General features: G+C 69.5%; 19 protein-coding genes. 15 read left to right on the top strand and 4 right to left on the bottom strand.

Translation table 11 applies throughout. From position 1 onward, the window contains the following. The first annotated feature begins 44 nt into the window (after positions 1-44). The 4 genes from miaA to ggt all read left to right on the top strand — a co-directional run bounded on the left by miaA (position 45) and on the right by ggt (position 4,175). Positions 45-1,064: a tRNA (adenosine(37)-N6)-dimethylallyltransferase MiaA gene (gene miaA, locus ACIBL3_RS37035; protein WP_396358565.1), complete on the top strand. Its 1,020-nt coding sequence runs from the start codon at positions 45-47 to the stop codon at positions 1,062-1,064. Next, positions 1,051-1,566 carry a SigE family RNA polymerase sigma factor gene (locus ACIBL3_RS37040; RefSeq protein ID WP_396358566.1) on the top strand — a complete coding sequence of 172 codons (516 nt, stop codon included), beginning with the start codon at positions 1,051-1,053 and terminating at the stop codon, positions 1,564-1,566. Before miaA ends, ACIBL3_RS37040 begins: the two co-directional genes overlap by 14 nt. Positions 1,567-1,568: 2 nt before the next feature. Then, complete coding sequence (locus ACIBL3_RS37045) at positions 1,569-2,255, top strand: hypothetical protein (RefSeq protein WP_396358567.1); 687 nt, start codon at positions 1,569-1,571, stop codon at positions 2,253-2,255. 99 nt (positions 2,256-2,354) lie between these two features. Then, a complete protein-coding gene (gene ggt / locus ACIBL3_RS37050) occupies positions 2,355-4,175 on the top strand; it encodes a gamma-glutamyltransferase (RefSeq protein WP_396358568.1) in 1,821 nt (606 codons plus the stop codon). Here the strand turns inward: ggt and ACIBL3_RS37055 are convergent. After that, a complete protein-coding gene (locus ACIBL3_RS37055; protein ID WP_396358570.1) occupies positions 4,172-5,266 on the bottom strand; it encodes a M20/M25/M40 family metallo-hydrolase in 1,095 nt (364 codons plus the stop codon). The two genes, ggt and ACIBL3_RS37055, sit on opposite strands and share 4 nt — an antisense overlap. Positions 5,267-5,372: 106 nt before the next feature. Between ACIBL3_RS37055 and ACIBL3_RS37060 the strand changes: the two genes are divergently transcribed. Genes ACIBL3_RS37060 through ACIBL3_RS37075 form a run of 4 tightly spaced genes read left to right on the top strand, consistent with a single transcriptional unit; the run spans position 5,373 to position 9,402 of the window. Then, positions 5,373-6,098 (top strand): GNAT family N-acetyltransferase, encoded by a 726-nt coding sequence (locus ACIBL3_RS37060; protein WP_396358571.1) that lies wholly within the window; start codon positions 5,373-5,375, stop codon positions 6,096-6,098. Beyond that, positions 6,085-6,735 (top strand): MurR/RpiR family transcriptional regulator, encoded by a 651-nt coding sequence (locus ACIBL3_RS37065; protein ID WP_396358572.1) that lies wholly within the window; start codon positions 6,085-6,087, stop codon positions 6,733-6,735. The genes ACIBL3_RS37060 and ACIBL3_RS37065 overlap by 14 nt, the downstream gene beginning before the upstream one ends. Next, a complete protein-coding gene (menC, locus tag ACIBL3_RS37070; protein ID WP_396358573.1) occupies positions 6,725-7,852 on the top strand; it encodes an o-succinylbenzoate synthase in 1,128 nt (375 codons plus the stop codon). Before ACIBL3_RS37065 ends, menC begins: the two co-directional genes overlap by 11 nt. Continuing rightward, positions 7,849-9,402 carry an amidohydrolase family protein gene (locus tag ACIBL3_RS37075; protein ID WP_396358574.1) on the top strand — a complete coding sequence of 518 codons (1,554 nt, stop codon included), beginning with the start codon at positions 7,849-7,851 and terminating at the stop codon, positions 9,400-9,402. The genes menC and ACIBL3_RS37075 overlap by 4 nt, the downstream gene beginning before the upstream one ends. Here the strand turns inward: ACIBL3_RS37075 and ACIBL3_RS37080 are convergent. After that, on the bottom strand, positions 9,389-9,649 hold the full coding sequence (locus ACIBL3_RS37080) for a hypothetical protein (protein ID WP_396358575.1): 261 nt from the start codon (positions 9,647-9,649) through the stop codon (positions 9,389-9,391). The genes ACIBL3_RS37075 and ACIBL3_RS37080 overlap by 14 nt on opposite strands. Positions 9,650-9,673: 24 nt before the next feature. Here ACIBL3_RS37080 and dapF point away from each other — a divergent pair, with 24 nt between their 5' ends. Further along, positions 9,674-10,516: a diaminopimelate epimerase gene (gene dapF / locus ACIBL3_RS37085; RefSeq protein WP_396358576.1), complete on the top strand. Its 843-nt coding sequence runs from the start codon at positions 9,674-9,676 to the stop codon at positions 10,514-10,516. Positions 10,517-10,599: 83 nt separating this feature from the next. Beyond that, positions 10,600-12,093 carry a GTPase HflX gene (hflX, locus tag ACIBL3_RS37090; protein WP_396358577.1) on the top strand — a complete coding sequence of 498 codons (1,494 nt, stop codon included), beginning with the start codon at positions 10,600-10,602 and terminating at the stop codon, positions 12,091-12,093. 56 nt (positions 12,094-12,149) lie between these two features. Here the strand turns inward: hflX and ACIBL3_RS37095 are convergent, their stop codons facing one another. After that, positions 12,150-14,516, bottom strand: coding sequence for an immune inhibitor A domain-containing protein (locus tag ACIBL3_RS37095; RefSeq protein ID WP_396358578.1), 2,367 nt, complete (start codon positions 14,514-14,516; stop codon positions 12,150-12,152). 208 nt (positions 14,517-14,724) lie between these two features. Here ACIBL3_RS37095 and macS point away from each other — a divergent pair, with 208 nt between their 5' ends. After that, complete coding sequence (gene macS, locus ACIBL3_RS37100; protein ID WP_396358580.1) at positions 14,725-15,849, top strand: MacS family sensor histidine kinase; 1,125 nt, start codon at positions 14,725-14,727, stop codon at positions 15,847-15,849. Next, positions 15,846-16,490 carry a response regulator gene (locus tag ACIBL3_RS37105; protein WP_396358581.1) on the top strand — a complete coding sequence of 215 codons (645 nt, stop codon included), beginning with the start codon at positions 15,846-15,848 and terminating at the stop codon, positions 16,488-16,490. The genes macS and ACIBL3_RS37105 overlap by 4 nt, the downstream gene beginning before the upstream one ends. A 22-nt stretch (positions 16,491-16,512) precedes the next feature. On the opposite strand, the gene ACIBL3_RS37110 is transcribed toward ACIBL3_RS37105, so the two are convergent. Beyond that, positions 16,513-17,697, bottom strand: a complete 1,185-nt coding sequence (locus ACIBL3_RS37110) for a S8 family peptidase (RefSeq protein WP_396358582.1) — start codon at positions 17,695-17,697, stop codon at positions 16,513-16,515. 261 nt (positions 17,698-17,958) lie between these two features. Between ACIBL3_RS37110 and secD the strand changes: the two genes are divergently transcribed. From secD to ligD, 3 genes are all read left to right on the top strand, one after another. Then, entirely contained in the window at positions 17,959-20,262 is a 2,304-nt protein-coding gene (gene secD, locus ACIBL3_RS37115) for a protein translocase subunit SecD (RefSeq protein WP_396358583.1), read from the top strand. Between the two features lie 63 nt (positions 20,263-20,325). After that, on the top strand, positions 20,326-22,323 hold the full coding sequence (locus tag ACIBL3_RS37120) for an ATP-dependent DNA helicase (RefSeq protein ID WP_396358584.1): 1,998 nt from the start codon (positions 20,326-20,328) through the stop codon (positions 22,321-22,323). Continuing rightward, positions 22,320-23,291, top strand: a complete 972-nt coding sequence (ligD, locus tag ACIBL3_RS37125; RefSeq protein WP_396358585.1) for a non-homologous end-joining DNA ligase — start codon at positions 22,320-22,322, stop codon at positions 23,289-23,291. The genes ACIBL3_RS37120 and ligD overlap by 4 nt, the downstream gene beginning before the upstream one ends. The last annotated feature ends 187 nt before the right edge of the window (positions 23,292-23,478 follow it).

Consider the following 23,478-nt stretch of genomic DNA (forward strand, 5'->3'; position numbering starts at 1 on the left):
CCCTCTTGGCCCAGTCTTCACCGGGGTACTGCCAGACTGGAGTGATGGCCGAACCACTCGTCGTCGCGGTCGTCGGCCCCACCGCGGCCGGCAAGTCCGACCTGTCCGTTGCCCTGTGCAAAAACCTGAGCAACGACCTGGGCAAAAACCTGAGCAACGACCTGGGCAAAAACCTGCGCGGCGAGGTGGTGAACGCCGACGCGATGCAGGTCTACCGCGGGATGGACATCGGTACGGCGAAGATCAGTACGGCGGAGCGCGACGGCGTACCGCACCACCTGCTGGACATCCTGGACGTGACCGAGACCGCGACCGTCGCCGAGTTCCAGCAACTGGCCCGGGAAGCGATCGACGACTGCATCAGCCGTCAGACGGTGCCGGTCCTGGCCGGCGGGTCGGCGCTGTACGTGCGGGCGATCCTGGACGACTTCGTCTTCCCGGGCACCGACACCGAGGTCCGGGAGCGGCTGGAGAAGGAGCTCGAGAAGATCGGCTCCGGGGCGCTGCACCACAAGCTCGCCCAAGTCGACGCGGCGGCAGCGCAACAGATCCTGCCGAGCAACGGGCGGCGGATCGTCCGGGCGCTGGAGGTCATCGAGATCACCGGCGGTCCGTACGTCGCCACGCTGCCGGAGCACCGCTACGTCTATCCGGGCGCGGTGCAGCTCGGTCTCGACGTACCGAGGCCGGTGCTGGACGAGCGGATCGGACGTCGGGTGGACCGGATGTTCGACGCGGGATTCGTGGACGAGGTGCGAGATCTGCTGAACAAGGGTTTGCTTGAAGGCAGGACGGCCAACCGGGCCCTCGGCTACTCGCAGGTGATCGCGTTGCTCGACGGTGAGATCAGTGAACCCGAGGCCCGGGAGCGGACCGCGCAGGCCACGCGCCGGTTCGCGCGGCGGCAGGACTCGTGGTTCCGTAAGGACCAACGCATCACTTGGCTGCAGTACGACGACCCCGATCTGGTGGAGAAGGCACAAAGAGTGATAGCCGAAGGCAACCGACGGGGGATCGGCGGCGTAGTCGGGGTGCAAGAAAGCACAGGGCATGCGAGGGGGTGACCGTGAGGCGGAGTTCCGCGAGTACCTGCTCGCGGACCGAACCCGACTGATGAGGACGGCACTGCTGCTCACCGCGGGTGACGTGCACACCGCGGAGGACCTGGTCCAGACCGCCTGTACCCGGGTGTACGTGCACTGGCACCGGATCCGCCACGAGGGCGCCGGGCCGTATGCGCACCGCATCCTGGTCAACGCGTTCCTGGACGAGCGCCGCCGGGCCGGGCGGCACCCGGAGCTGGTGACGGCGGAGACGTTCGAGCCGCGGCTCACCGACGAGGTGGACCCGGTGGACACGGTCGCGGTACGGCGTGCGCTGCTGGAGCTCGCGCCGCGGCAGCGCGCGGTCCTGGTACTGCGGTACTTCCAGGATCTCGACGTGGCCAGTTGCGCGCGGATCCTGGACTGCACCGAGGGCACGGTGAAAAGCCAGACGGCGAAGGCGTTGAAGAGACTGAAGGATCTGATGAGTGAAGAGTCGGATCCGGCGACGGGGAGTAGCTAGAGGTGGATGACGTAAGGAAGATGCTGGAGGGGTTCGCCGATGATGCGGCGGACGGGCTCCCGCCTGCCGACATCGACGCGGATGTCGCCCGCGGCCGGCGCGCGCTGCGCCGGATCAAGCGGCGCCGCCGGGTGACCGGTGTCCTGTGCGTCGCCGCGGTGTCGGCTGCCGTGCTCGCGATCGGCAACCAGGTGAAGTGGTGGAACAACGGCAGTGCCGAGGTCGCGACCGGCGAGACCGAGAAGACCGCGACCGCGAGCGAGGCCGCGACCCCGTCGCCGATGATCGCCGAGGGGGAGGAGTCGATCTCGACGTACGCCGGCCCGATGGTCGAGCTGGTCGCCAACCAGCAACCGTGGAACACAATCGGCTGCACGCTCACCCCGAAGGGCTGGACCCCGGAGACCCCGATCCCACCGAATCGCGTGGTGCTGTCCGGGACCACGGTGCGGACCACCGACGTCGCCACCAAGGTGGTGCTGCAGGCGGCGTCGCAGGCGCGCAGTCTGACCGACGTCCGGGTCGTCGACGCGGACGGCAAGACCTTTCACATCGGCACGCTGAACGGCCGCCTCGCCGGTCAGGTGAAGCTCGCCGACCGCTGGCTGCTGGTCGAGCTCCCGGCCGGCAACGCAACCTGGAACGACGAGAGCCTGCAACGCTTCCTCGCCTCCTGCACCGTGAACTAGACACGCCGGAACAACTAGCCGCGCCAGAACTGGCACAACCGTCGCGTTCGGGATAGGCAAGGGCTTGTCCCTAGTACGTCGAGCCCGCGGGAGTATCCGGTGACACCGAAGAAGCTGGTCGCAGCCCTGTCTGCTGGTGCGCTTGTCCTGTCCGTCCTGACCGCCGGTACGGCGGCCGCTCGACCACCGCAGCCGCCGGTGAAGACGCCGACCTCGATCGGGTTCGGCGGAGCCGTGTCCTCGGTCGACCCCGAGGCGACCAAGGTCGGCTTGGACGTCCTGCGCCGTGGCGGCAACGCGGTCGACGCCGCCGTGGCCACCGCAGCCGCGCTCGGCGTGACCGAGCCGTACTCCGCGGGCATCGGCGGTGGCGGGTACTTCGTCTTCTACAACGCCAAGAACCGCAAGGTCTCCACGATCGACGGCCGCGAGACCGCGCCGGCGGGGATGAAGATCGACTCGTTCGTCGACCCGGCGACCGGCCAGCCGTACCCCTTCGCGCAACTGGTGACCTCCGGCCTGTCGGTCGGCGTACCCGGAACGCTGGCGACGTGGGACTCGGCGCTGATGCAGTGGGGCTCGCTGTCGCTGCGCAAGGCCCTGAAGCCGGCCGCGGACCTGGCCGACCGCGGGTTCGTGGTGGACGCGACGTTCCGCGGCCAGACGCTCGACAACAAGGCCCGGTTCGCGCAGATCGTGCCGACGGCCGAGCTGTTCCTGCCGAACGGCGACGCGCCGGTCGTCGGCTCGGTGTTCAAGAACCCAGAGCTCGCCGACACCTACCGGCTGATCGGCAAGCAGGGCCCGTCCGTGTTCTACAACGGGCCGCTCGCGACGGAGATGGCGGCGACCGCGCAGAACCCACCGAAGACCGCGAACGCGACCCTGCCGGTCTTCCCCGGCAAGCTCACGACCGCGGATCTGGCCGCATACGACACCATCGACCGGGCCCCGACCAAGGTCCGGTACGACGGTCTGGACGTCTACGGGATGGCGCCGTCGTCCTCCGGTGGCACAACGGTCGGCGAGGCGCTCAACATCCTCACGCCGCAGCACCTGAACCAGCTCAGCACTCCGCAGGCGCTGCACACCTACCTCGAGGCGACCGCTCTGGCGTTCGCGGACCGTGGCGCGTACGTCGGTGACCCGGCGTACGTCGACGTACCGACCAAGGAGCTGCTGTCCCCTGGCTTCGGCGCCGAGCGGTCCTGCCTGATCGACCCGGACAAGGCAGCCGTCAAGCCGCTTGCGGCCGGCTCGCCCGACGGCGACTACCAGCCCTGTGCGCCGGCAACCACCGTCACCGACCGGCCGGACACCGAGGGACTGTCGACGACGCACCTGGTCGCCGCGGACAAGTGGGGCAACGTCGTCTCCTACACGCTGACGATCGAGCAGACCGGCGGCAGCGGCATCACGGTCCCGGGCCGGGGCTTCCTGCTGAACAACGAGCTGACCGATTTCTCCGCCGTACCCAACGTCAACGACCCGAACCGCATCGAGGCCGGCAAGCGGCCGCGGTCGTCGATGTCGCCGACGATCGTGCTGCGCGGCGGCAAGCCGTTCCTGGCGCTCGGTTCCCCGGGTGGGTCGACCATCATCACGACCGTTCTGCAGACGCTGACGAACCGGCTCGACCGCGGCATGACACTGCCTGAGGCCGTCGCCGCGCCGCGCGCCTCCCAGCGCAACACCGCCAACGTCACGGCAGAGCCGCCGTTCATCACCGCGTACGACGCGGCGCTCAAGCCGTACGGTCACGTCCTGGTTCCGTCCGGCGACGCGTTCACCTCCGCTGCGGAGATCGGCGCGGTCGCGGCGCTGGAGTTCCTGCCGGGCGGAGCGATTCTGGCGGCGGCCGAGCCGACCCGTCGGGGCGGCGGCTCGGCCGGCACGGTGAAGGAGATCTACCCGGGCTAGATCGTCCTGATGATCGCGGCGACCAGGTCGGCCCGTTCGGCCAGGCTCGCCGCGATCACCTGCTCGTGGCTCGCGTGGGCGCCCTTCCCGCGCGGGCCGAAGCCGTCCAGCGTCGGCACCCCCAGCCACCCGGTCAGGTTGGTGTCGGCCGCACCCGACGCCGCCTTGCCACCGATCTCCTGACCAACCGATCGTCCGGCTTCGGCGACCTTGGCGAGCAACTCGTCCACCGCGTCCGACGGCTGCCAGGCCGGCCGGTTCGACAGCACGGACACTGTCAGTACGGCGTCCCGCCGTACTGGCTGGAGTCCGGTCACGGCATCGAGGACCGCACGCTCGGTCTCCGGATCGACGAACCGGAACCCGAGCTCGGCCGCAGCCTGACCTGGTACGACGTTCGTCCGGCCACCGCCCGTGATCGTGCCGACGTTGCACAGCACGTCGCCGTACCGGGCGACCAGGGCACGGACGACGATCAACTGGTCGACGAGCTCGTCGATCGCCGAGACACCGCGGCCTGGGTCGAGGGCCGCGTGCGCTTCCCGGCCGGTGACCTCGATCCGGACCCGGCTGCTGCCGCGGCGGGACGTCTTCACGTCGCCGTTGGGATGCGGCGGTTCGAGGCCGAGTGCCGCGACCACGCCGGCGGACTCGGCGGTGACGAGGTCACGGGCCGACGGTGAACCGACCTCCTCGTCGGCGGTCACGATCACCCGGACCGGGCGGTGGTCGTGGCCGGCCACCTGTTCGAGCGCGGTCTCCAGGACAACGAGACCGCCCTTCATGTCGAACACGCCGGGCCCGTGGATCACGCCGTCCTGCTCGTGCCAGGGCATCTGCTCCAGCCGGCCGATCGGCCAGACCGTGTCGTGGTGCCCGAGGAACAACAGCGGTGCGTCACCGGAGCGTGGACCGCGGCCGGGGAAGTCGGCGACGACGTGGTCGCCGGTCACTGCCGGTACTCGCCGGGCGGTGCCGCCGAGGTCGCCGTACCGGTGCAGCAGGCGGTCGGCGAACGCGTTCAGGGCGTCGGTCGCCCCGGTCGGTGTCTCATGCTCGACGTACTCGCGCAGACGGTCGATCATCCTCATGGATAGTCAACGTATCATCATTCGGTCACCGATTGACTCCCTCTGTCCGTGAGGGATTTACTCAGGAAGTCAATAAGATCCGTTTCGTATCTTTGAGGAGCTCGTAGTGGCGTTCCGGCCCGTCACGCTCACCACCGCCGAGCGGTTCGCGGAGGCGGCCGCGCTGTACCGCGCGGTCTTCGGCTACCAGGACCCGGAGTACGCGCTGAACCCGCGACTCCTCGGCGCCCTGGTCAGCAACGGCGGTTCGGTCGTCGGCGTCCTCGACGAGGACGATCGCCTGGTCGCCTTCGCGTACGGGTTCTGCGGCACCGACCGGCGCGGCTTCTACCACTACTCGCAGTCGGCCGTGGTCGCCGCGGACCAGCAGGGTCACGGCCTCGGTCGCCTGCTCAAGCACGCGCAGCGCGAGGTCGCGCTGAGCCACGGCATGACCCGGATGCGCTGGACCTACGATCCGTTCCAGATCCGCAACGGTCACTTCAACCTCGACGTGCTCGGCGCGCGTGGTCGGTGGTACGCGCCGGACATGTACGGGCCGGGCGGCGACCGGGTCGTCATCGAGTGGGACCTGCATGCGCAGCCACGCGCTCAGGACAACCTCGACCTGGAGCTGACCGAGGCGGACTGGGGAGTCCTGGGCGGCGCTGGGGACCGCCCATGGCTGGCCTTGCCGTCCGATCCGGAAGCGGTGACGCCGGAGATCGCCGACCGGGTCCGCCAGGGTTTCCTCGACTTGCTCGGTAAGGGGCTGGCGGCCGACTCCTGCCGCCGGCTGCCGAGCGGGACCGCTGTCTACCTCTTCGGGGCGGTGCACGATGGCCGGAGCTGACGAGGCGCGCAACCGCGTGTTGGCCAGTCCCCACGAGCGGTACGACGCCCGCTTGCAACGCCGGTCGTCGACGCTGCTGCAGCGCCGGGTGGTCGAGCAGGAGCGGGCGTCGATCGAGGCGGCCCTGGACCAGATCCTGGCCGACGATGCGATCGCGCAGGCCGCGGCCCGGATCGTCGCGGCCCGCCGGCGCTTCATCGCGGGCTCGGCGAAGTCGTTCTCCTACGCATCGCTGCTCGCCTTCGACCTCAGCGCCGGCCTGTCCCAGGTGACGCTGATCGACGGGACCGTCGTGCGCGGTATCGACGTACTGTCCGATGTCCGGTCCAGCGACCTGATGGTGGCGTTCTCGCTGCGTCGCTACCGCCGCGACACAGTGGAACTGGCCCGCGCCTTCGTCGAGGCCGGTGGCGAGCTCGTCGCTGTCACCGACTTCGAGGACGCGCCGCTGGCGAAGATCGCGGACCAGTGCATCTACGTTGCGACCGGCAGCGCGTCGTACGTCGACTCCCCGACAGTCGTCGCGTCCGTGCTGCACGTGCTGGCGACCCTGACCACGGCCAGCGCGAAGGGCGCCCGCCGGCGGCTCGGCGAGCGCGACCGGCTGAACACGGAGTTGGGACTGTATGTCAACTGAGCTGACCGTCACCGCGGCCCGGCTGCACCGGGTCCGGTTGCCGCTGGTGCACGCGTTCCGCACCAGCTCGCACCGCAAGACGATGCTCGACCACATCCTGATCGAGCTGATCGACGGCTCGGGCGCGGTCGGCTGGGGCGAGATCGCGTCGTCGTCCGATCCGTACTACGCGCCGGAGACCGTCGAGACCTGCTGGCACCTGGCCGAGCACTACCTGCTCCCGGCCGTGCTCGGGAAGTCGTGGGAGCGGCCGGAGGACGTGCCACAGCTGTGGGCCAAGGTCCGCGGCAACCAGTTCGCCAAGGCTGGTGTAGACGTGGCTGCCTGGGTGCTGTGGTCCGCCGCGCAGGGCGTGCCGCTCGCACAAGCCCTCGGCGGCACGCGCACCGAGGTCACGGCCGGGGTCTCGCTGGGCATCGAGCCGACCATCGCCGATCTCCTGACCGAGGTACGGCGTCAGGTCGCGGCCGGCTACCCACGGATCAAGCTGAAGATCGCACCGGGGTGGGATGTCGAACCGGTCCGCGCAGTCCGGGCCGACTTCCCCGACCTGGACCTGCATGTCGACGCCAACGGCATCTACACCGAGTCGGTCGAGCACCTGGCCGCCCTGCGCGCACTCGACGAGTACGAGCTGACCATGATCGAGCAGCCGTTCGCGCCCCGCGACCTGCTCGCCCACGCCCGCCTGCAGCGGCATCTGGTGACGCCGATCTGCCTGGACGAAAGCGTGGAGACACTTGCCGACTTGGAGACCGCGCTGGCGCTGGAAGCCGTGCGGGTGCTGAACATCAAGGTGTCGCGGATGGGCGGTCTCACCGCCGCTCGCGCCGCGCACGACCGCGCGCAGCGGGCCGGTGTACCGGTCTGGTGCGGTGGCATGCACGAGTTCGGCGTCGGCCGCGCCGCCAACGTCGCGATCTCGAGCCTGCCCGGTTTCAGCCTTCCGTCGGACGTGTCCGCCTCGGACAAGTACTACGCGCAGGACGTGATCGCGCCACCGGTGGTCGCCAGGCAGGGCGTCGTACAGGTGCCGACGGCAACTGGTCTCGGCCACGACGTCGACACCGAACTGATCGCCGCGCACACGGTGGCGACACTCGAGGTGAAGGCTTGATCGCGATCACCGGCGGCCACGTCCTGGACGGCACCGGGACCGACGCCGTACCCGCGACCGTGCTGGTCGACGGTGAGCGGATCCTCGACGTCGTACCACCGGAGACGCCGGTCGCGGACGCCGAGGTGATCGATGCCACGGGCAACGTGGTGACGCCTGGCTTCATCGACCTGCACTCGCACGCGGACTTCACCGTGCTGGCGGCGCCGGACGCGACCACCCAGCTGTCTCAAGGGGTCACGACCCTGGTCACCGGAAACTGCGGCTGGTCGCCGTTCCCGATCACGGACCTGGAGACCTTGAAAGCAGGTACGGCGTTCCTCGACCCGGAGCACGACTGGTCCTGGCGGGACACCGGTGGATTCGCCGACCGGGTGGAGTCGGCGGTGAACATCGGGCTGCAGGTGGGTCACTGCTCGCTGCGCCTGGCAGTCATGGGTGGTGCCGACCGGGCACCTTCGGCGGACGAGTTGCGGCAGATGCAGGCTCTGTTGCGGGAGGCCGCGGACCAAGGAGCCGTCGGGTTCTCCACCGGACTGATCTACGCGCCGGGGACCTACGCCGCTGCTGAGGAGGTCGCGGCGCTGGTGGCGACGGCGGGGGAGTGCGGGCTGCTCTACTCGACCCACATCCGCAACGAAGGCGCTCAGCTGATCGAGGCGCTGGACGAGGCGATCGCCGCTGCGCGAGCCGGCGGCGCCCGGTTGGAGGTCTCGCATCTCAAGGCCGTCGGTGCACCCAACCACGGACTGGTGACCGCCGCCCTCGAACGGCTCGACCAAGCGCGTGCCGACGGGCTCGACCTCGGCTGGGACGTGTACCCGTACACCGCGTCCAGCACGACCCTCACGACCCGGCTTCCCAGTTGGGTCTTGGCTGGTGGCACTGCGTCCTTGCTTGCCCGGCTGAAGGACCCGACCGAGCGCGAGCGGATCGCGAATGACCTGCGCACCGCCGACCTGTTCAACCCGCAAGCCGTCGTGATCGCGTCCCTGCCGCCCGGGCGCTACGAGGACAGCCGCGGCCTCAGCGTCGCCGAGATCGCCCGTCGCGACGACGTGGACGCCGCCGAGGCAGTCCTCCGCATCCTCGAGCACCATCGGGCCGCGGTCAGCGTGGTCAATCACGCGATGAGCGAGGACGACGTGGTGACGGTCCTGCGGCATCCCTGCACCAGCGTGGCGAGTGACGGCTGGGTTCTGGCCGGCTCCGGATCCGGGCACCCGCATCCCCGCAACTTCGGGACCTTCCCTCGGGTCCTCGGCCGGTACACCCGCGATCACGGCGTTCTCACGTTGCCCGAGGCAATCCGCCGAATGACTTCGCTGCCCGCGTCTCGGCTGGGCATGGACGACCGGGGCGTGGTGCGACCGGGGGCTGTGGCGGACCTCGTCGTACTCGACCCGGCCGACGTTGCCGACCGGTCGACGTACGACGATCCCTGGCAGCTGTCGACCGGGATTGAGCATGTCCTCGTGGCGGGCGATCCGGTGTGGCGGGACGGCGTACCCACTGGACGTCGGCCGGGGCGCGTGCTCAGGTCTTCTTGAAGCGCTTTGGAGCTGTCGGCAAAGGCGTCGGGGTAGCAGGCTGCTCGTCCGTCGTTTCCAGCCAACCGTCGTACTCGGCGAGAAGGCCGTCCAGCACGGCCTGGTCGGGATCCTCGAGTACGACGATCCACGGGTGGTCCTCGTCGTCGTCCTCACCGTGGAAGCGCCCCCGCCGGACGACACCGTGCAGCCGCTCCGCGACGGCCTCGGCGTCGTCCTGCTCCCAGAAGTAGGCGATCTGCTCCATACGGCACACCGTACGATCTTCCCCATGAGCACCTTTCCCTGGCTGAAGGGGCACGGCACCGAGAACGACTTCGTGCTGCTGCCCGACCCCGACGGCACCATCCACGGGGACCTCGACGCCGGGCTGGTGCGGTTCCTCTGCGACCGGCACGCCGGCATCGGGGCGGACGGCGTGCTACGGGTGATCGAGGGCGGCAAGCAGTCGTACGTCGAGGACGGCGGCGACTGGTTCATGGACTACCGCAACTCCGACGGCTCGATCGCCGAGATGTGCGGCAACGGGATCCGGGTCTTCGTCCGCTACCTGGTGGACGCCGGGCTGGCCGGCGGCAAGCCGGTCCGGGTCGGCACCCGCGCCGGGATCAAGGAAGTCGTCCAGAACGACGACGGCAGCTTCACCGTGGACATGGGCGAGCCGGTGCTGCCCGGTCCGGCCGGCGTCGTGGTCGAGGCGAACGGTCACCAGTGGCCGGCCACGCACGTCGACATGGGCAACCCGCACGCGGTCGCGTTCGTCGACGACCTGAGCGAGCCCGGTCACCTGGTCGACCAGCCGCTGTGGTCACCGCAGGAGGCCTTCCCGGCCGGGGTGAACGTGGAGTTCGTCGTACGCCGAGGGCCGAACGACGTCGACATGCGCGTCCACGAGCGGGGCGCGGGGGAGACCCGGTCCTGCGGGACGGGCACGTGTGCGGTGGCGGTGGCGTCGGCCCGCCAGGCCCGGCAGGAACGCCCGGTTACTTACCGTGTCGGCGTACCCGGTGGTTCTGTAACCGTCACCTGGCGGGCGGACAACCACATCGAGATGACCGGACCGGCCGTGATTCACGCTCGCGGAGAGTTCGATCGGGCCTGGCTGCCTGCCTGAACGGGAATTCAGTCGTGGCGTGGGGCGTTGACGTCTGAAATCGGGTCGCCTGTACTGGTGGCCCGTGCCACGATGGAAGGTATATGACGACCCATTCGAACTTTTACGACGAGACCACCGACGTCGAACTCGACCTGGTGCAGGGCGATGACTCCGGCGATTCGTTGACGGGTCACGACGACTACGAACAAGAGCTGACCACCGAGGGCCTGGACCTCGAGGAGCGCCAGGCGCTCCGCCGCGTGGTCGGCATGTCGACCGAGCTGACCGACATCAGCGAGGTCGAGTACCGCAAGCTGCTGCTCGAGCGGGTGCTGCTGGTCGGCGTCTGGACGGAGGGCAGCGCCGAAGACGCGGAGAACTCGCTGGCCGAGCTGAAGCTGCTCGCCGAGACCGCCGGCTCCGAGGTGCTGGACGGAGTGATCCAGCGCCGCAAGAAGCCGGACCCGGCGACCTTCATCGGTTCGGGCAAGGTGGTCGACCTGCGCAACCTGGTCGCCTCGCTCGGCGCCGACACCGTGATCGCCGACGGCGAGCTGGCCCCCGCACAGCTGCGCAACCTGGAGGACCGGCTCAAGGTCAAGGTGGTCGACCGGACCGCGCTGATCCTGGACATCTTCGCCCAGCACGCGAAGAGCAAGGAAGGCAAGGCCCAGGTCGAGCTGGCCCAGCTGCAGTACATGAAGCAACGGCTGCGTGGTTGGGGTGGCAACCTGTCCCGCCAGGCCGGTGGACGCGTCGGCGCGGCCGGCGGCGGTATCGGTGGCCGTGGTCCCGGTGAGACCAAGATCGAGACCGACCGGCGCCGGATCAACACCAAGATCTCAAAGCTGCGCCGCGAGCTGAAGGACATGAAGGGCACCCGGTCGACGATGCGCCAGGAGCGCCGCCGGCACTCCGTCCCGTCGGTCGCGATCGCGGGCTACACCAACGCGGGCAAGTCCTCGCTGCTGAACAGCATCACCGGCGCGGGCGTCCTGGTCGAGAACGCGCTGTTCGCGACCCTGGACCCGACCACCCGCCGGACCACCACGTCCGACGGCCGGGTCTACACCCTCACCGACACCGTCGGGTTCGTCCGGCACCTGCCGCACGACATCGTCGAGGCGTTCCGCTCGACGCTGGAGGAGGTCGCGGACGCGGACCTGCTGCTGCACGTGGTCGACGGGTCGCACCCCGACCCGCTGGCGCAGATCCAGGCGGTCCGCGAGGTGCTGGCCGAGATCGGCGCGTCCGACGTGCCGGAGCTCATCGTGATCAACAAGGCCGACGTGGCCGACCCGATCGCGCTGGCTCCGATCCTGCACCGCGAGTCGCGGGCGCTGGTGGTGTCGGCGCACACCGGCGAGGGCATCGACAAGCTGCGCACGCTGGTCGAGGCCTCGCTGCCGCAGCCGGACGTGGCCCTCGACCTGCTGCTGCCGTACGAGCGCGGCGACCTGGTCTCCCGGATTCACTCCGAGGGCTCGGTCGACCAGCTCGAGCACACTGCCGAAGGCACCCGGGTCAGTGCCCGGGTCCACCCGGCGCTGGCCGGCGACCTCACGCCGTACCAGGTGGCGGCGGCCCAACAGTAGGACCTACGGAAACGGCCCCGGGAGAAGCTCCCGGGGCCGTTCTGTTGCTCAAGGCATCAGCTGCGCTTGGTGACACGGACCGTCATGGTCGTGCCGTCGCGGTCGAGAACCCTGATGTTGACGCCGTTGTTCGGGACCTTCACACCGGCACTCGGCTGCTCCGCGTACCAGTAGGTCTTGCTGTCGTTGAAGGTGGACACACCGGCCTGGCCACGGATGTAGCTCGGCTGGCCGTTCGTGTGCAGCGTGAACGAGTCCGCCTTCTCCAGGCCGAACGGAGCGTCGTACCCGCTCACCCGCGGCCGCCACAGCGTGCCGTCGATCTTGTTGATCGGGACCGGGTGCGAGTCGATCGGCAGGATCAGGCCCGAACCGGGGTGCTCGTTGGTGTTGTTGTCGTCCACCGAGGTGTCCCAGTAGGAGACCAGCAGACCGTCCTGGTACGGGAAGTGCTCGACCCAGTCCGGCTTGGTGTTCAGGAAGCCGAAGTTGTACGGGCCGGTCTGCAGGTGCGCGTCGTAGTCCACGTAGTTGAGGTGCGAGGCCAGGTAGAAGTTGTCGTGCAGGCTGGTGAAGCTGGCGCCCATCGAGCTGAAGCCGTTCAGCGTCCAGCCCTCGGGGGTCGCCTCCGCACCGGACGTGACCAGCGTGGTCGAACCGTTGGTCACCTTGATCTCGTCGGCGAAGAAGCCCTTGCCACCCGCCGCCGGGTCGGTGCTGTAGCGGAACTGCAGGCCGACCGTCTTGTCGGCGTAGGCCGACAGGTCGAAGGTGGCGTCGACCCAGCCGTTGCTGGTGCCGTCGATGCCGTTGCCCTCGGCGGCGTTCGCGATGCTGCCGGGGATCGCCTTGTAACCGGTGCCGTCGTTCACCTCGACGTAGGCGTAGTCACAGGCCGTCGTACCGCAGTCCTCGATGTCCCAGTTGGCCTTGAAGCTCAGCGTCGTGGTGCCCGCCGGGATCGCGACCTGCCGGCTCATCGTGTTGTTCAGCAGGTGACCACGGCCACTCCACCAGGACTTGCTGCCGGCTGCCGGCGGGACGAGCTCGTTGACCCGTTCCTTCTTCGGCAGCGTGACCACCAGGCCCTGGGCCTTCTTCGAGTTGTACTCGTGCGGGCCGAGCACGACGGTCTTGTTCTGGCCGGCCGCGACGAGCTCGTAGTCCAGCCACCCCAGCTGCAGCTTCTCCCAGGCGCCGAAGTCGGCCGCCTGCTCGCCGATACCGCCGTCGGTGGGCTTGCCGACCCGGCTCTGCGCCATGATCGACCACCAGTTCACGTGGTTCTCGACCGGCGGGCCGGAGGTGTCGTAGAGGTCCGGCAGACCGAGGTCGTGGCCGTACTCGTGCGCGAAGACGCTGATGCCGCCGTTCTCCGGCTGGATGGTGTAGTCGCCGACCCACATCCCGGTGTCGCCGAGCTGGGTGCCACCGACCGGGTTGTTGGCCGGGCCACCGGCCAGACCGACGTACCAGCGGTGCGACCAGATCGCGTCCTCACCCTGCCACGGGTCGCCGTCGGCCTGGTCGCCGCCGGAGTGCACGATCTGGAAGTGGTCGATGTAGCCGTCGGCCTCGTTGAAGTTGCCGTCGCCGTCGAAGTCGTAGCGGTCCCACTGGTCGAACGTCTTCAGCTCGGCGGCGATCTCCGCGGTGGTGCGGCCGGCCGCCTTCTGGTCGGCGACCCACTGGTTCACCGCGTCCCGGACCAGGGCCCAGGTGTTGTTGCAGACGTTGCCGCCGCACGGGAAGCCGTTGGACCGGCCGTAGCGGGCCTCGTTGTACTGGACCTTGACCCAGTCGGTGACCTCGCCGTCGACGCTGTAGCGCCCGGACGACTGCTTCTCGTAGTACTTCTTCACCGAGTTGCCGGTGCCGAAGTACATGTCCTGGAAGTACTGGCGGTTGTAGTCGGGGTGCCAGACGGTCGAGTTGTCGACCGCGCGGTCCGGCTCCGGGATCGCGTTGTGCAGCGGTCCCTCGAAGGTCGCCGGGCCCGGGAACGCCGTCGAGGTGTCCTGGTCGGGGTAGCTCGGGTGCCGCGTGTTGCCGAACTCCGCGAGGACGACGAAGATCCGGTCGGTCTTCTCGCGGCCCAGCTCGACGTACTGGTCGACCCGGCCCGCCGCGTTCGTGACGCCCTTCGTGCCCTTGGCCTTGGGGCCGAGGTTGACGACGGTGCTGGCGCCGCGCTTCTCGACCTTCGCCTGGCCGTTCAGCACCTTGGTCAGGGCCTCCTGGCGCAGCTCGCGACGCTTGTCCTCGAGCGGACTCGGTAGTTCGTCCCGGCCGGACGCCTCGCCCGCGACTTGCGGGGCGTCCGCCTGCTGGGACGGCTGTGCGGCGTTACCGGCTGTGGCGAGACCCACGCCAGCAGTCGCCGCCAGTGCCAGGCTCACGAGCCCGACGGGTAGCTTGCGCACAATTCCCCTCCGTAGTTATATGGATACCCGCCGCGCTTGGTGACGCGACGTGTTCAGAGCTCCCCCGAGCGTGTTCTGCGCGACAGTAGGTCAAAACCGGCGATTCCTGAAGCACATAACGGAAAAACCCGGAAACCTGCGGGGAATCCTGCATCGTCGCGGGGAACTACTCAGGCGCCCGGACCGTAGCGGTTGGCAGACTGTCCGCGTGGAGCGTGACTCGGTCGACCTGCTGCAGCCGCTGTGGCGCGCGCTGGTCGTCTTCCGCGTGATCACCTGGGCGTTCGCCTGCTTCGGCGTCTGGACCCGCTGGGACGGGATCGTCCGGCCGTACGGCGCGGTGCTCCAGCTGGCGATCATGGGGATCTGGACGGTGATCTCCTCGATCGGCTACAGCCGCCGGTGGGGCCGGCGCAACACCAGGCTCGCGTTCGCCGACCTGTTCGTCACGGTCGGCTGCATGTACCTGACGTTGCTCGCGCAGCCGCTGCTGGACATCCGGGCCGGCGCCTCGGTGCTGACCTCGGTCTGGGCGGCCGGGCCGGTCATCGCGCTGGCGATCTCGCGCGGCCGCGACGGCGGACTGCTCGGCGCCGCGACGGTGAGCCTTGCGCTGCTGTCGCTGCGCGGCGTCGACAACGTGTCCAAGATCCTCAGCAACGTCCAGCTCCTGCTGGTCGCCGGCCTGGTCGTCGGGTACGCCGCGTCCACCATGCGCCAGGCGGGAGCCCGGCTCCGGGAGGCCATCGCCACCGAGAGCGCGACCGCCGAGCGGCTCCGGCTCAGCCGGTCGATCCACGACGGTGTCCTGCAGGTGCTGGCCCAGGTGCAGCGCCGCGGCACCGCGATCGGCGGTGAGGCGGTCGAGCTGGCCAAGCTGGCCGCCGAGCAGGAGGTTGCCCTGCGCACCTTGATGTCGTCCCGGCCGACCGTGGCCGAGGGCGACCGGATCGACCTCTGCGGCCTGTTGTTGCCGTTGGCCACCACGCGGGTGGACGTCGTCGTACCGGCCGGGCAGGTCCTGCTGCCGGCCGCGGTCGCCGAAGAGCTGGTTGCCGCGGTCAAGGAAGCGCTCAGCAACGTGGACAAGCACGCCGGCCCGGAGGCCCGGTCCTGGGTGGTGGTCGAGGACCTCGGCGGCGAGGTGCTGGTGTCCGTCCGCGACGATGGAGCCGGTACGACGGCCGAGCGGCTGGAGGAGGCCCTGGCCGACGGGCACCTGGGCGTCAGTCAGTCGATCCGCGGCCGGATCACCGATCTGGGCGGCTCGGTCACGGTCCGGACCGCGCCAGGCGAAGGGACAGAGTGGGAACTGAAGGTAGGTACTGCATGACGCGCGTGATGATCGTCGACGACCACCCGATGTGGCGCGAGGGCGTCGCCCGGGACCTGGGCAGTCGCGGGTACGACGTCTGCGCGACCGCTTCGGACGTGGCAGGCGCGGTGAAGATCGCGCTGGCGACCCGGCCGGACGTCGTGGTCATGGACCTGCAGTTGGGCGACGGATCCGGTGTCGACGCGACCCGGGAGATCACCACGGCGCTGCCGGACACCCGGGTCTTGGTCCTATCGGCCAGCGCCGAGCAGGACGACGTACTGGCCGCGGTGAAGAACGGGGCGTCGGGGTATCTGGTGAAGTCGGCGTCGCTGGACGAGTTCGACGACGCAGTACGGCGTACCGCGGAAGGCGATGCCGTGTTCAGCGCCGGACTGGCCGGACTGCTGCTGGGGGAGTACCGGCGACTCGGGACCGACGCCTCCGGGCCTGAGGTGCCGAAGCTGACCGAGCGGGAGACTGAGGTGCTCCGGCTCGTAGCACGGGGGCTGACCGCCCGGCAGATCGCCGACCGGCTCGTGCTGTCCCACCGGACGGTGGAGAACCACGTGCAGAACACCCTGCGCAAGCTGCAGCTCCACAACCGGGCCGAGCTGGTCCGTTACGCGATCGAGCACGGGATCGACGCCCCCGAGTGACCCCGGGGGCGTCTCTCGTGGCCTACAGGCCGTTGCTGTAGAGCAGGCGGTTCACGGTGCCGCCGGTGGAGCCACCGCTGATCACGTTGGGCGTGGCGTTGGACTCGATGTACGACTTCACCGTGGCCGGGCTCGCCGACGGGCTGCCCTGCAGGTAGAGGGCCGCGACGCCCGCTACGTGCGGCGTGGCCATCGACGTGCCGTTGTAGGACCCGGTGGTGTTCCCGGGCAGTGTGGACACGATCGCCGAGCCCGGAGCGTAGATGTCCACGCAGGCACCGGTGCTCGAGTACGACGCCCGCGCGTCCGTGCTCGTGGACGCCGCGGTGACCAGTGCGGTCTCGATCTTGCGCGGCAGCCGGTCACACGAGTTGCCGCCGGTGTTGCCGGCCGACGCGGCCAGGAAGACGCCGGAGTTGATCATGGCGCGCAGCGAGTTCTCCAGCGTGGTGTTGGCGCTGAAGTTCCACGACGCGTTGGCCACTGCGGGCTTCACCGCGTTGCGGGTCACCCAGTCGACCGCGGCGATCGCCGAGGACGCCGTACCGCCGCCGCTGCAGTTCAGCCACTTCACGCCGTGCAGGCGGACGCTCTTGGCCACGCCGTACGACGCGGAGCCGATGGTGCCGGCCACATGGGTGCCGTGGCCGTTGCAGTCGGTGTTGTTGGAGTCGATGCCGTTGAAGTCGAAGGTGGCCCGGCCGCCGAAGTTCGGGTGTGACGGGTCGACGCCGGAGTCGATGATGTAGGCGTGCACGCCGGAGCCGGTGCGGTTGTAGGTGAACGACTTCGACAGCGGCAGGTTGCGCTGGTCGATCCGGTCGATCCCCCACGACGGCGGGTTGGTCTGGGTCGCGTCCAGGACGTTCTGCACGTACACGTCCTGCGAGATCGCGACCACGTCCGGGTTCTTCTGCAGGGCCGCGACCTGGGCCGCGCTGAGCTTGGCGCTGAACCCGTTGACCGCCGTGCTGAACTGGCGCTGCGGCGCGATGCCGAGCCCGCTCTTCAGCCGGACGCCCTTCTTCAGCTCGACGATATAGGTGTCCTTGACCGCGGTCACACCGGCCTCGGCCTTGGCCAGCTGGACCGGGACGATCCGCTGGGGTTCGGGCGCGGGCGCGGCGCCGGCGGTTCCGGCGGTGGCCAGGGCGAGGGCCGGCGCCAGAGCGGCGGCGGCGAGGGACAGACTGATGCGATGACGCACGGTTCCTCCTCAAGGAACGTCACCCACCGGGGCGGAGGGGTGATCACCCTCGGTCCGTAGGCGACTACGCAACGAGGGTGCTGAGAAGTTAGGGCGCGCTCACCTGAGGCGTCAATCAGTTCGGTTGCGACCTGATGCCATGGCACTCCCTGGCCGCGTCGATACGCTTGAATGGCTCCGTACACTGTGCGTTCCACGCCGGCCGTGGTGTGCTCGCTTTCATGACACCCGCGCGGCGGGTGCCCAGCTCCGGAGGCTGTTGTGAACCGGTCGTCCATCGTCCGTGCGCTGCTCGCGCTGGTCGTCCTGGCCCTGTCGACGTACGTCGTGCTGACCGCCCAGCCCAAGCTCGGGCTCGACCTGCGCGGCGGCACCCAGATCGTGCTGCAGGCGAACGACTCGCCGACGGTGAAGGCCGACAAGACCAACACCGACAAGGCGATCCAGGTGCTGCACCGCCGCATCGACGCCCTCGGGGTCAGCGAGCCGAGCGTGACGCGGCAGGGCGAGAACCGGATCATCGTCGAGCTGCCCGGGGTGCAGGACCCGCGCGAGGCCGCCGAGGTGATCGGCAAGACCGCGCAGCTCACCTTCCACGAGGTGCTCGACCAGGTCGCGACGAAGCCGGCCAAGCCCGCCGCCGGGGAGACCTACCTGCCTCCGGAGGCCGGTGGCCAGGGCTTCCTGCGACTGGCGAAGCCGGCGATGACCGGTGAGCTGGTCAGTGGCGCCGAAGGCCGGCTCGACCCGCAGCAGGCCGCCCAGGGCTGGTTCGTCGAGATGAACTTCAAGGGCGACGGCGGCAAGATCTGGGCGAACATCACCGGCAAGGCGGCCTGCCAGCCGGTCAACACACCTCAGCGGCTGATCGCGATCGTGCTCGACAACGAGGTGATCAGTGCGCCGCAGGTCGATCCGAACGGCGGCAACCAGCTCTGCAACGTCGGGATCGGCGGCGGTACCACCACGATCATCGGTGCCTTCACCGAACCGGAGGCCAAGGATCTGGCCGCGCTGATCTCGGGCGGCGCGCTGCCGCTGCCGGTCGAGGTGATCGATCAGCGCACGGTGGGCCCGTCGCTGGGCAAGGACGCCATCCAGGCCAGCGCGATGGCCGCGATCATCGGCCTGGCGCTGACCGCGGTGTTCATCATTCTGGTCTACCGCCTGGTCGGCCTGTTGGCCGTCCTCGGCCTGATCGCCTACTCCGGGATGTCGTACGCCGCGCTGACGGCACTCGGCGCGACCCTGACACTGCCCGGCCTGGCCGGTTTCGTCCTCGCCATCGGGATGGCGGTCGACGCGAACGTGCTCGTCTTCGAACGGGCCCGTGAGGACTACACAGCCGGCCGGACCGACGGCCTGCGCCGATCGCTGCGCAGCGGCTTCCAGAACGCGCTGTCCGCGATCGCCGACTCCAACATCACCACCCTGCTGGCCGCCGGCCTGCTGTTCTTCCTGGCTGCCGGCCCGGTCCGCGGCTTCGGCGTCACGCTGAGCATCGGTGTGATCGCGTCGTTGCTGTCCGCCCTGGTGGTCGTGCGCGTCCTGGCGGAGTTCGCAGTCTCCCGCAAGTTCGTCATGAAGCGCCCGGGGATCAGCGGTATCGCCGGCCACGGCCGGATCCGGACCTGGCTGGAAGCGAAGCGTCCGTCGCTCATGCAGCACAGCCGCCGCTGGCTGCTGATCACAGCCGCGGTGATCGCAGTCGCCGTCGCCGGCATCGTGGTGCGCGGGCTCAACCTCGGCATCGAGTTCACCGGCGGCCGGCTGCTCGAGGTCAGCACCGCGCAGCGGATCACACCGGACCAGGCCCGCGCCGCGGTCGCCGAGGCCGGCTACCCGAACGCGGTGGTCCAGGCCTCCGGCACCGACGACATCACCGTGCGGACGCAGACGATCAGCGACGACGAGGCCGAGAAGATCCGCGAGTCGCTGTCCCGGATCGGCGGTGGGTCCGAGCTGATCCGCAACGAGAGCATCGGCCCGTCGCTCGGCACCGAGCTGCGCAACAAGGGCCTGATCGCCCTCGGCATCGCCCTGCTCGCGCAGTTGCTCTACCTGGCCGTGCGATTCCGGTGGACGTACGGCGCGGGCGCCGTACTGGCCCTGCTGCAGAACGTCGCGGTCGTGGTCGGGGTGTTCGCCTGGACCGGCAAACCGATCGACGGCATCTTCCTGGCCGCGATCCTGACCATCATCGGGTACACGGTGAACGACTCCGTGGTCGTCTTCGACCGGATCCGGGAGACCCGAAGCGCCCGGTCGAGCGACAACCTCGGCCCGGTCATCGACACCGCGATCGTGAACGTGCTGCCGCGAACCATCAACACCGGTATCTCGACGCTGTTCATCCTGACCGCACTGCTGTTCCTGGGCGGTGACTCGCTGGCCGACTTCGCCCTCGCGCTGCTGCTGGGCATCCTGGTCGGGACCTACTCGTCGAACCTCACCGCAGCCCCGCTGCTGCTGGAACTCGAGCGTCGCTACCCGGCGCCGCCGCCGCGTCCGAAGCGTCCGCAGGTGGACCGGGACGCGCAGCCGGACCGCGGGGCCGTCGTCTAGCTCCCGGGTTATCCACACCCTGGCCCGGCGGACCGGAAATCTGTCCGTGCCGCGGGCTAGGGTGTGGCGGTGGGAGTTGACGTACGCGAACTGCTCGAAGCCGCTGTCTCCGGAATCAACGGTCAGACCCGGCCCGGCCAGGTGGAGATGGCCGAGGCCGTCAACACCTCGATGCACGACGGCTCCCACCTCCTGGTCCAGGCCGGCACCGGCACCGGGAAGTCCCTGGGCTACCTGGTGCCCGCGCTCGTGCACGCGATCGAGGACCGGCGCGTCGTCGTGTCCACCGCGACCCTGGCGCTGCAGTCCCAGCTGGTCGACCGCGACGTCCCCGCGCTGCTCGACGCGACGGAGAAGCTGCTGCCGCGCCGGCCGAAGTACGCGATCCAGAAGGGCCGCAACAACTACGCCTGCCTGCACCGGATCCGGGAGGGCGCGCCGGACGAGGACGGCATGCTCATCGACGTCCCGCCGCCGGGGCCGATCGGCCAGCAGGTGCTGGAGTTGCGCGACTGGGCCGAGCAGCAGTTGCTCGACGGCGAGGCCGGCGACCGCGACCACGCGCCCTCGCACCAGTACCAGGCCTGGCAGCAGGTCGCGATCGCGGCTCGCGAGTGCCTCGGCGCGCAGAAGTGCCCGTACGGCGAGGAGTGCTTCGCCGAGAAGGCCAAGGACGAGGCCCGCAAGGCCGACATCGTCATCACGAACCACGCGCTGCTCTCGATCGACGCCTTCGAGAACCGCACCGTCCTCCCCGAGCACGACGTCGTCATCGTCGACGAGGCCCACGAACTGCCGGCTCGGGTGACGGGTGCTGCCGGTGACGAGTTGTCGCCGCAGATGGTCGAACGCGCCGCGAAGCGGGCCCGCCGGTTCGTCGACGACGACAAGGCCGACGACCTGATCGACGCCTCGGACGCGTTGCGAGCCGCGCTGGACGGGACTCGCGAGGGCCGGATCGAAGCGTCGAACGGTCCCGTTCTCGAGGCCGCCGGACTGATCCGCGACGCCGCCCGCGCGCTGTACTCCGACCTCAACAAGAAGTCCGACGACAAGGACGACGACCCGGACGGCGCCAAGCGGCAGTCGAAGGGCGCGGTCAAGGAGATCTTCGACGTCTCCGAGCGGGTGGCCGCGCTCAGCGACGCGGACGTCGTCTGGATGGTCGATCGAGACCGTTTCGGCCGCGAGCTCCGGATCGCTCCGCTGACGGTGGCCGGCCTGCTGCGCGAGCTGATGCTGAAGGACCGCACGGCCGTGCTGACGTCGGCGACGCTCACGCTCGGCGGTGACTTCGACGCGATCGCCCGGCAGGTCGGTCTGCGGCCGGCGGACAAGCTGGCTGACGACGACGAGATGCCCGACCTGGGGGAGACCTCGGAGACCGGTCCGCTGCCGTGGCGCGGGCTCGACGTCGGCTCCCCCTTCGAGTACGAGAAGCAGGCCATTCTGTACGTCGCCAAGCACCTGCCGCCGCCGCATCGCGACGGGCTCGGCCAGAAGCAGTTCGACGAGATCATCGACCTGATCACCGCTGCCGGCGGCCGGACGCTCGGCCTGTTCTCGTCCCGCCGGGCTGCCGAAGCCGCGACGGCCGCGGTCCGGGAGGCGACCGATCTCAAGGTGCTCTGCCAGGGCGACGCGCAGCTGGGGGAGCTGGCTCGCGAGTTCGTCGACGACCCGGAGACATCGCTGTTCGGCACGCTGTCGCTGTGGCAGGGCATCGACGTACCTGGCTCGACCTGCAACCTGGTGATCATCGACCGGGTCCCGTTCCCGCGCCCGGACGAGCCACTGATGGCCGCTCGCCAGCGCGCCGTCGACGAAGCGGGTGGGAACGGCTTCATGGCCGTCGCCGCGACGCACGCCGCGCTGCTGCTGGCCCAGGGGACCGGCCGGCTGATCCGTCGCAGCTCCGACCGCGGCGTGGTCGCCATCCTCGACCCCCGCATCGTCACCCAGCGGTACGGCGCCTTCCTGCGCGCCTCCTTGCCGCCGATGTGGCCCACCGCCGATCGTGAGAAGGTGCTCGGCGCCTTGAAGCGATTGCAGTCGACATGAGTCCGGTGGCCAGCCCGCCGGTGCTGCCGATGATGGCGGCCGTCGGAGAGATGCCGTCCGGGGCCGGCTGGTCGTACGAGATGAAGTGGGACGGCATCCGGGTGATCGCCGAGGTCGAGGCCGGAGTCTGCCGGTTGTGGTCGCGCAACAGCCGTGACGTCTCCGGCGGATACCCGGAGTTGATCGGCGTGGCCGAAGCGCCGGGGTTGCGGCTCCCCGCCGTACTGGACGGGGAGATCGTCACCCTGGACGAGAACGGCGCACCGTCGTTCGGCCTGCTGCAGCGGCGGATGCACGTCCGGGACCCGCGGCACCTGCGGCACCTGATCACCGAGGTGCCGGTGTCGGTGCGGCTGTTCGACCTGCTCCGGTTCGACGGCAAGTGGTTGCTAGAAGCAACGTACGACGACCGGCGCGGGCTGCTCGACTCACTCGACATCGGCGACCCGTTCTGGGAGACCCCACCGGCGTACGACGACGGGGACGCGGCGCTGGAGCTCTCCGCGTCGACCGGGCTCGAAGGCGTGGTCGCGAAGCGGCGGAAGTCGCGGTACCTGCCGGGCCGGCGCAGCGCGGACTGGATCAAGGTCAAACCGGTCAAGACCCGCGACGTGATCCTGTGCGGCTGGCATCCGGGGGAGGGCAACCGGGTCGGCAAGATCGGCTCGTTCTACTGCGGCGCCTACGCCGAACCCGGTGGTGAGCTGATCCTGATCGGCAAGGTCGGGTCCGGCCTCGATTTCGCCACCCTGGAGATGCTCGGCGCCGAGCTCGCGGGGCTCGAGATCGACCGCCCGGCGTTCGACCCGGCCACCATCCCGACCTCCGACCGGCGGATCGCGCACTGGCTGGACCCGGTCCTGGTCGCCGAGATCACCTACTCCGGCTGGGCCGCCGACGCGCGCCTGCGCCACCCCGTCTGGCGCGGACTGCGCCTGGACATCGACGCCGAGACCGTTGTGGTCTGATCCACTGGTCTCCTCGGCTCCCATCGGCGCGGTGTGATTCGCACCCGCCGTGCGACACGCCGAAGGCAGTTCTCGTCTCAGTAATTGGACATCCCGGGCGAATGCACGCGAATGTGGGTGTGCGCGGGGAGAAAGTCCGGCAGGGGCGGCCGGGAAATTGTCCGGAATGCGGTGAGAAATCCTGTGC

The organism is Kribbella sp. NPDC050124 (genome assembly GCF_044460355.1).
Taxonomy (GTDB): Bacteria; Actinomycetota; Actinomycetes; order Propionibacteriales; family Kribbellaceae; genus Kribbella.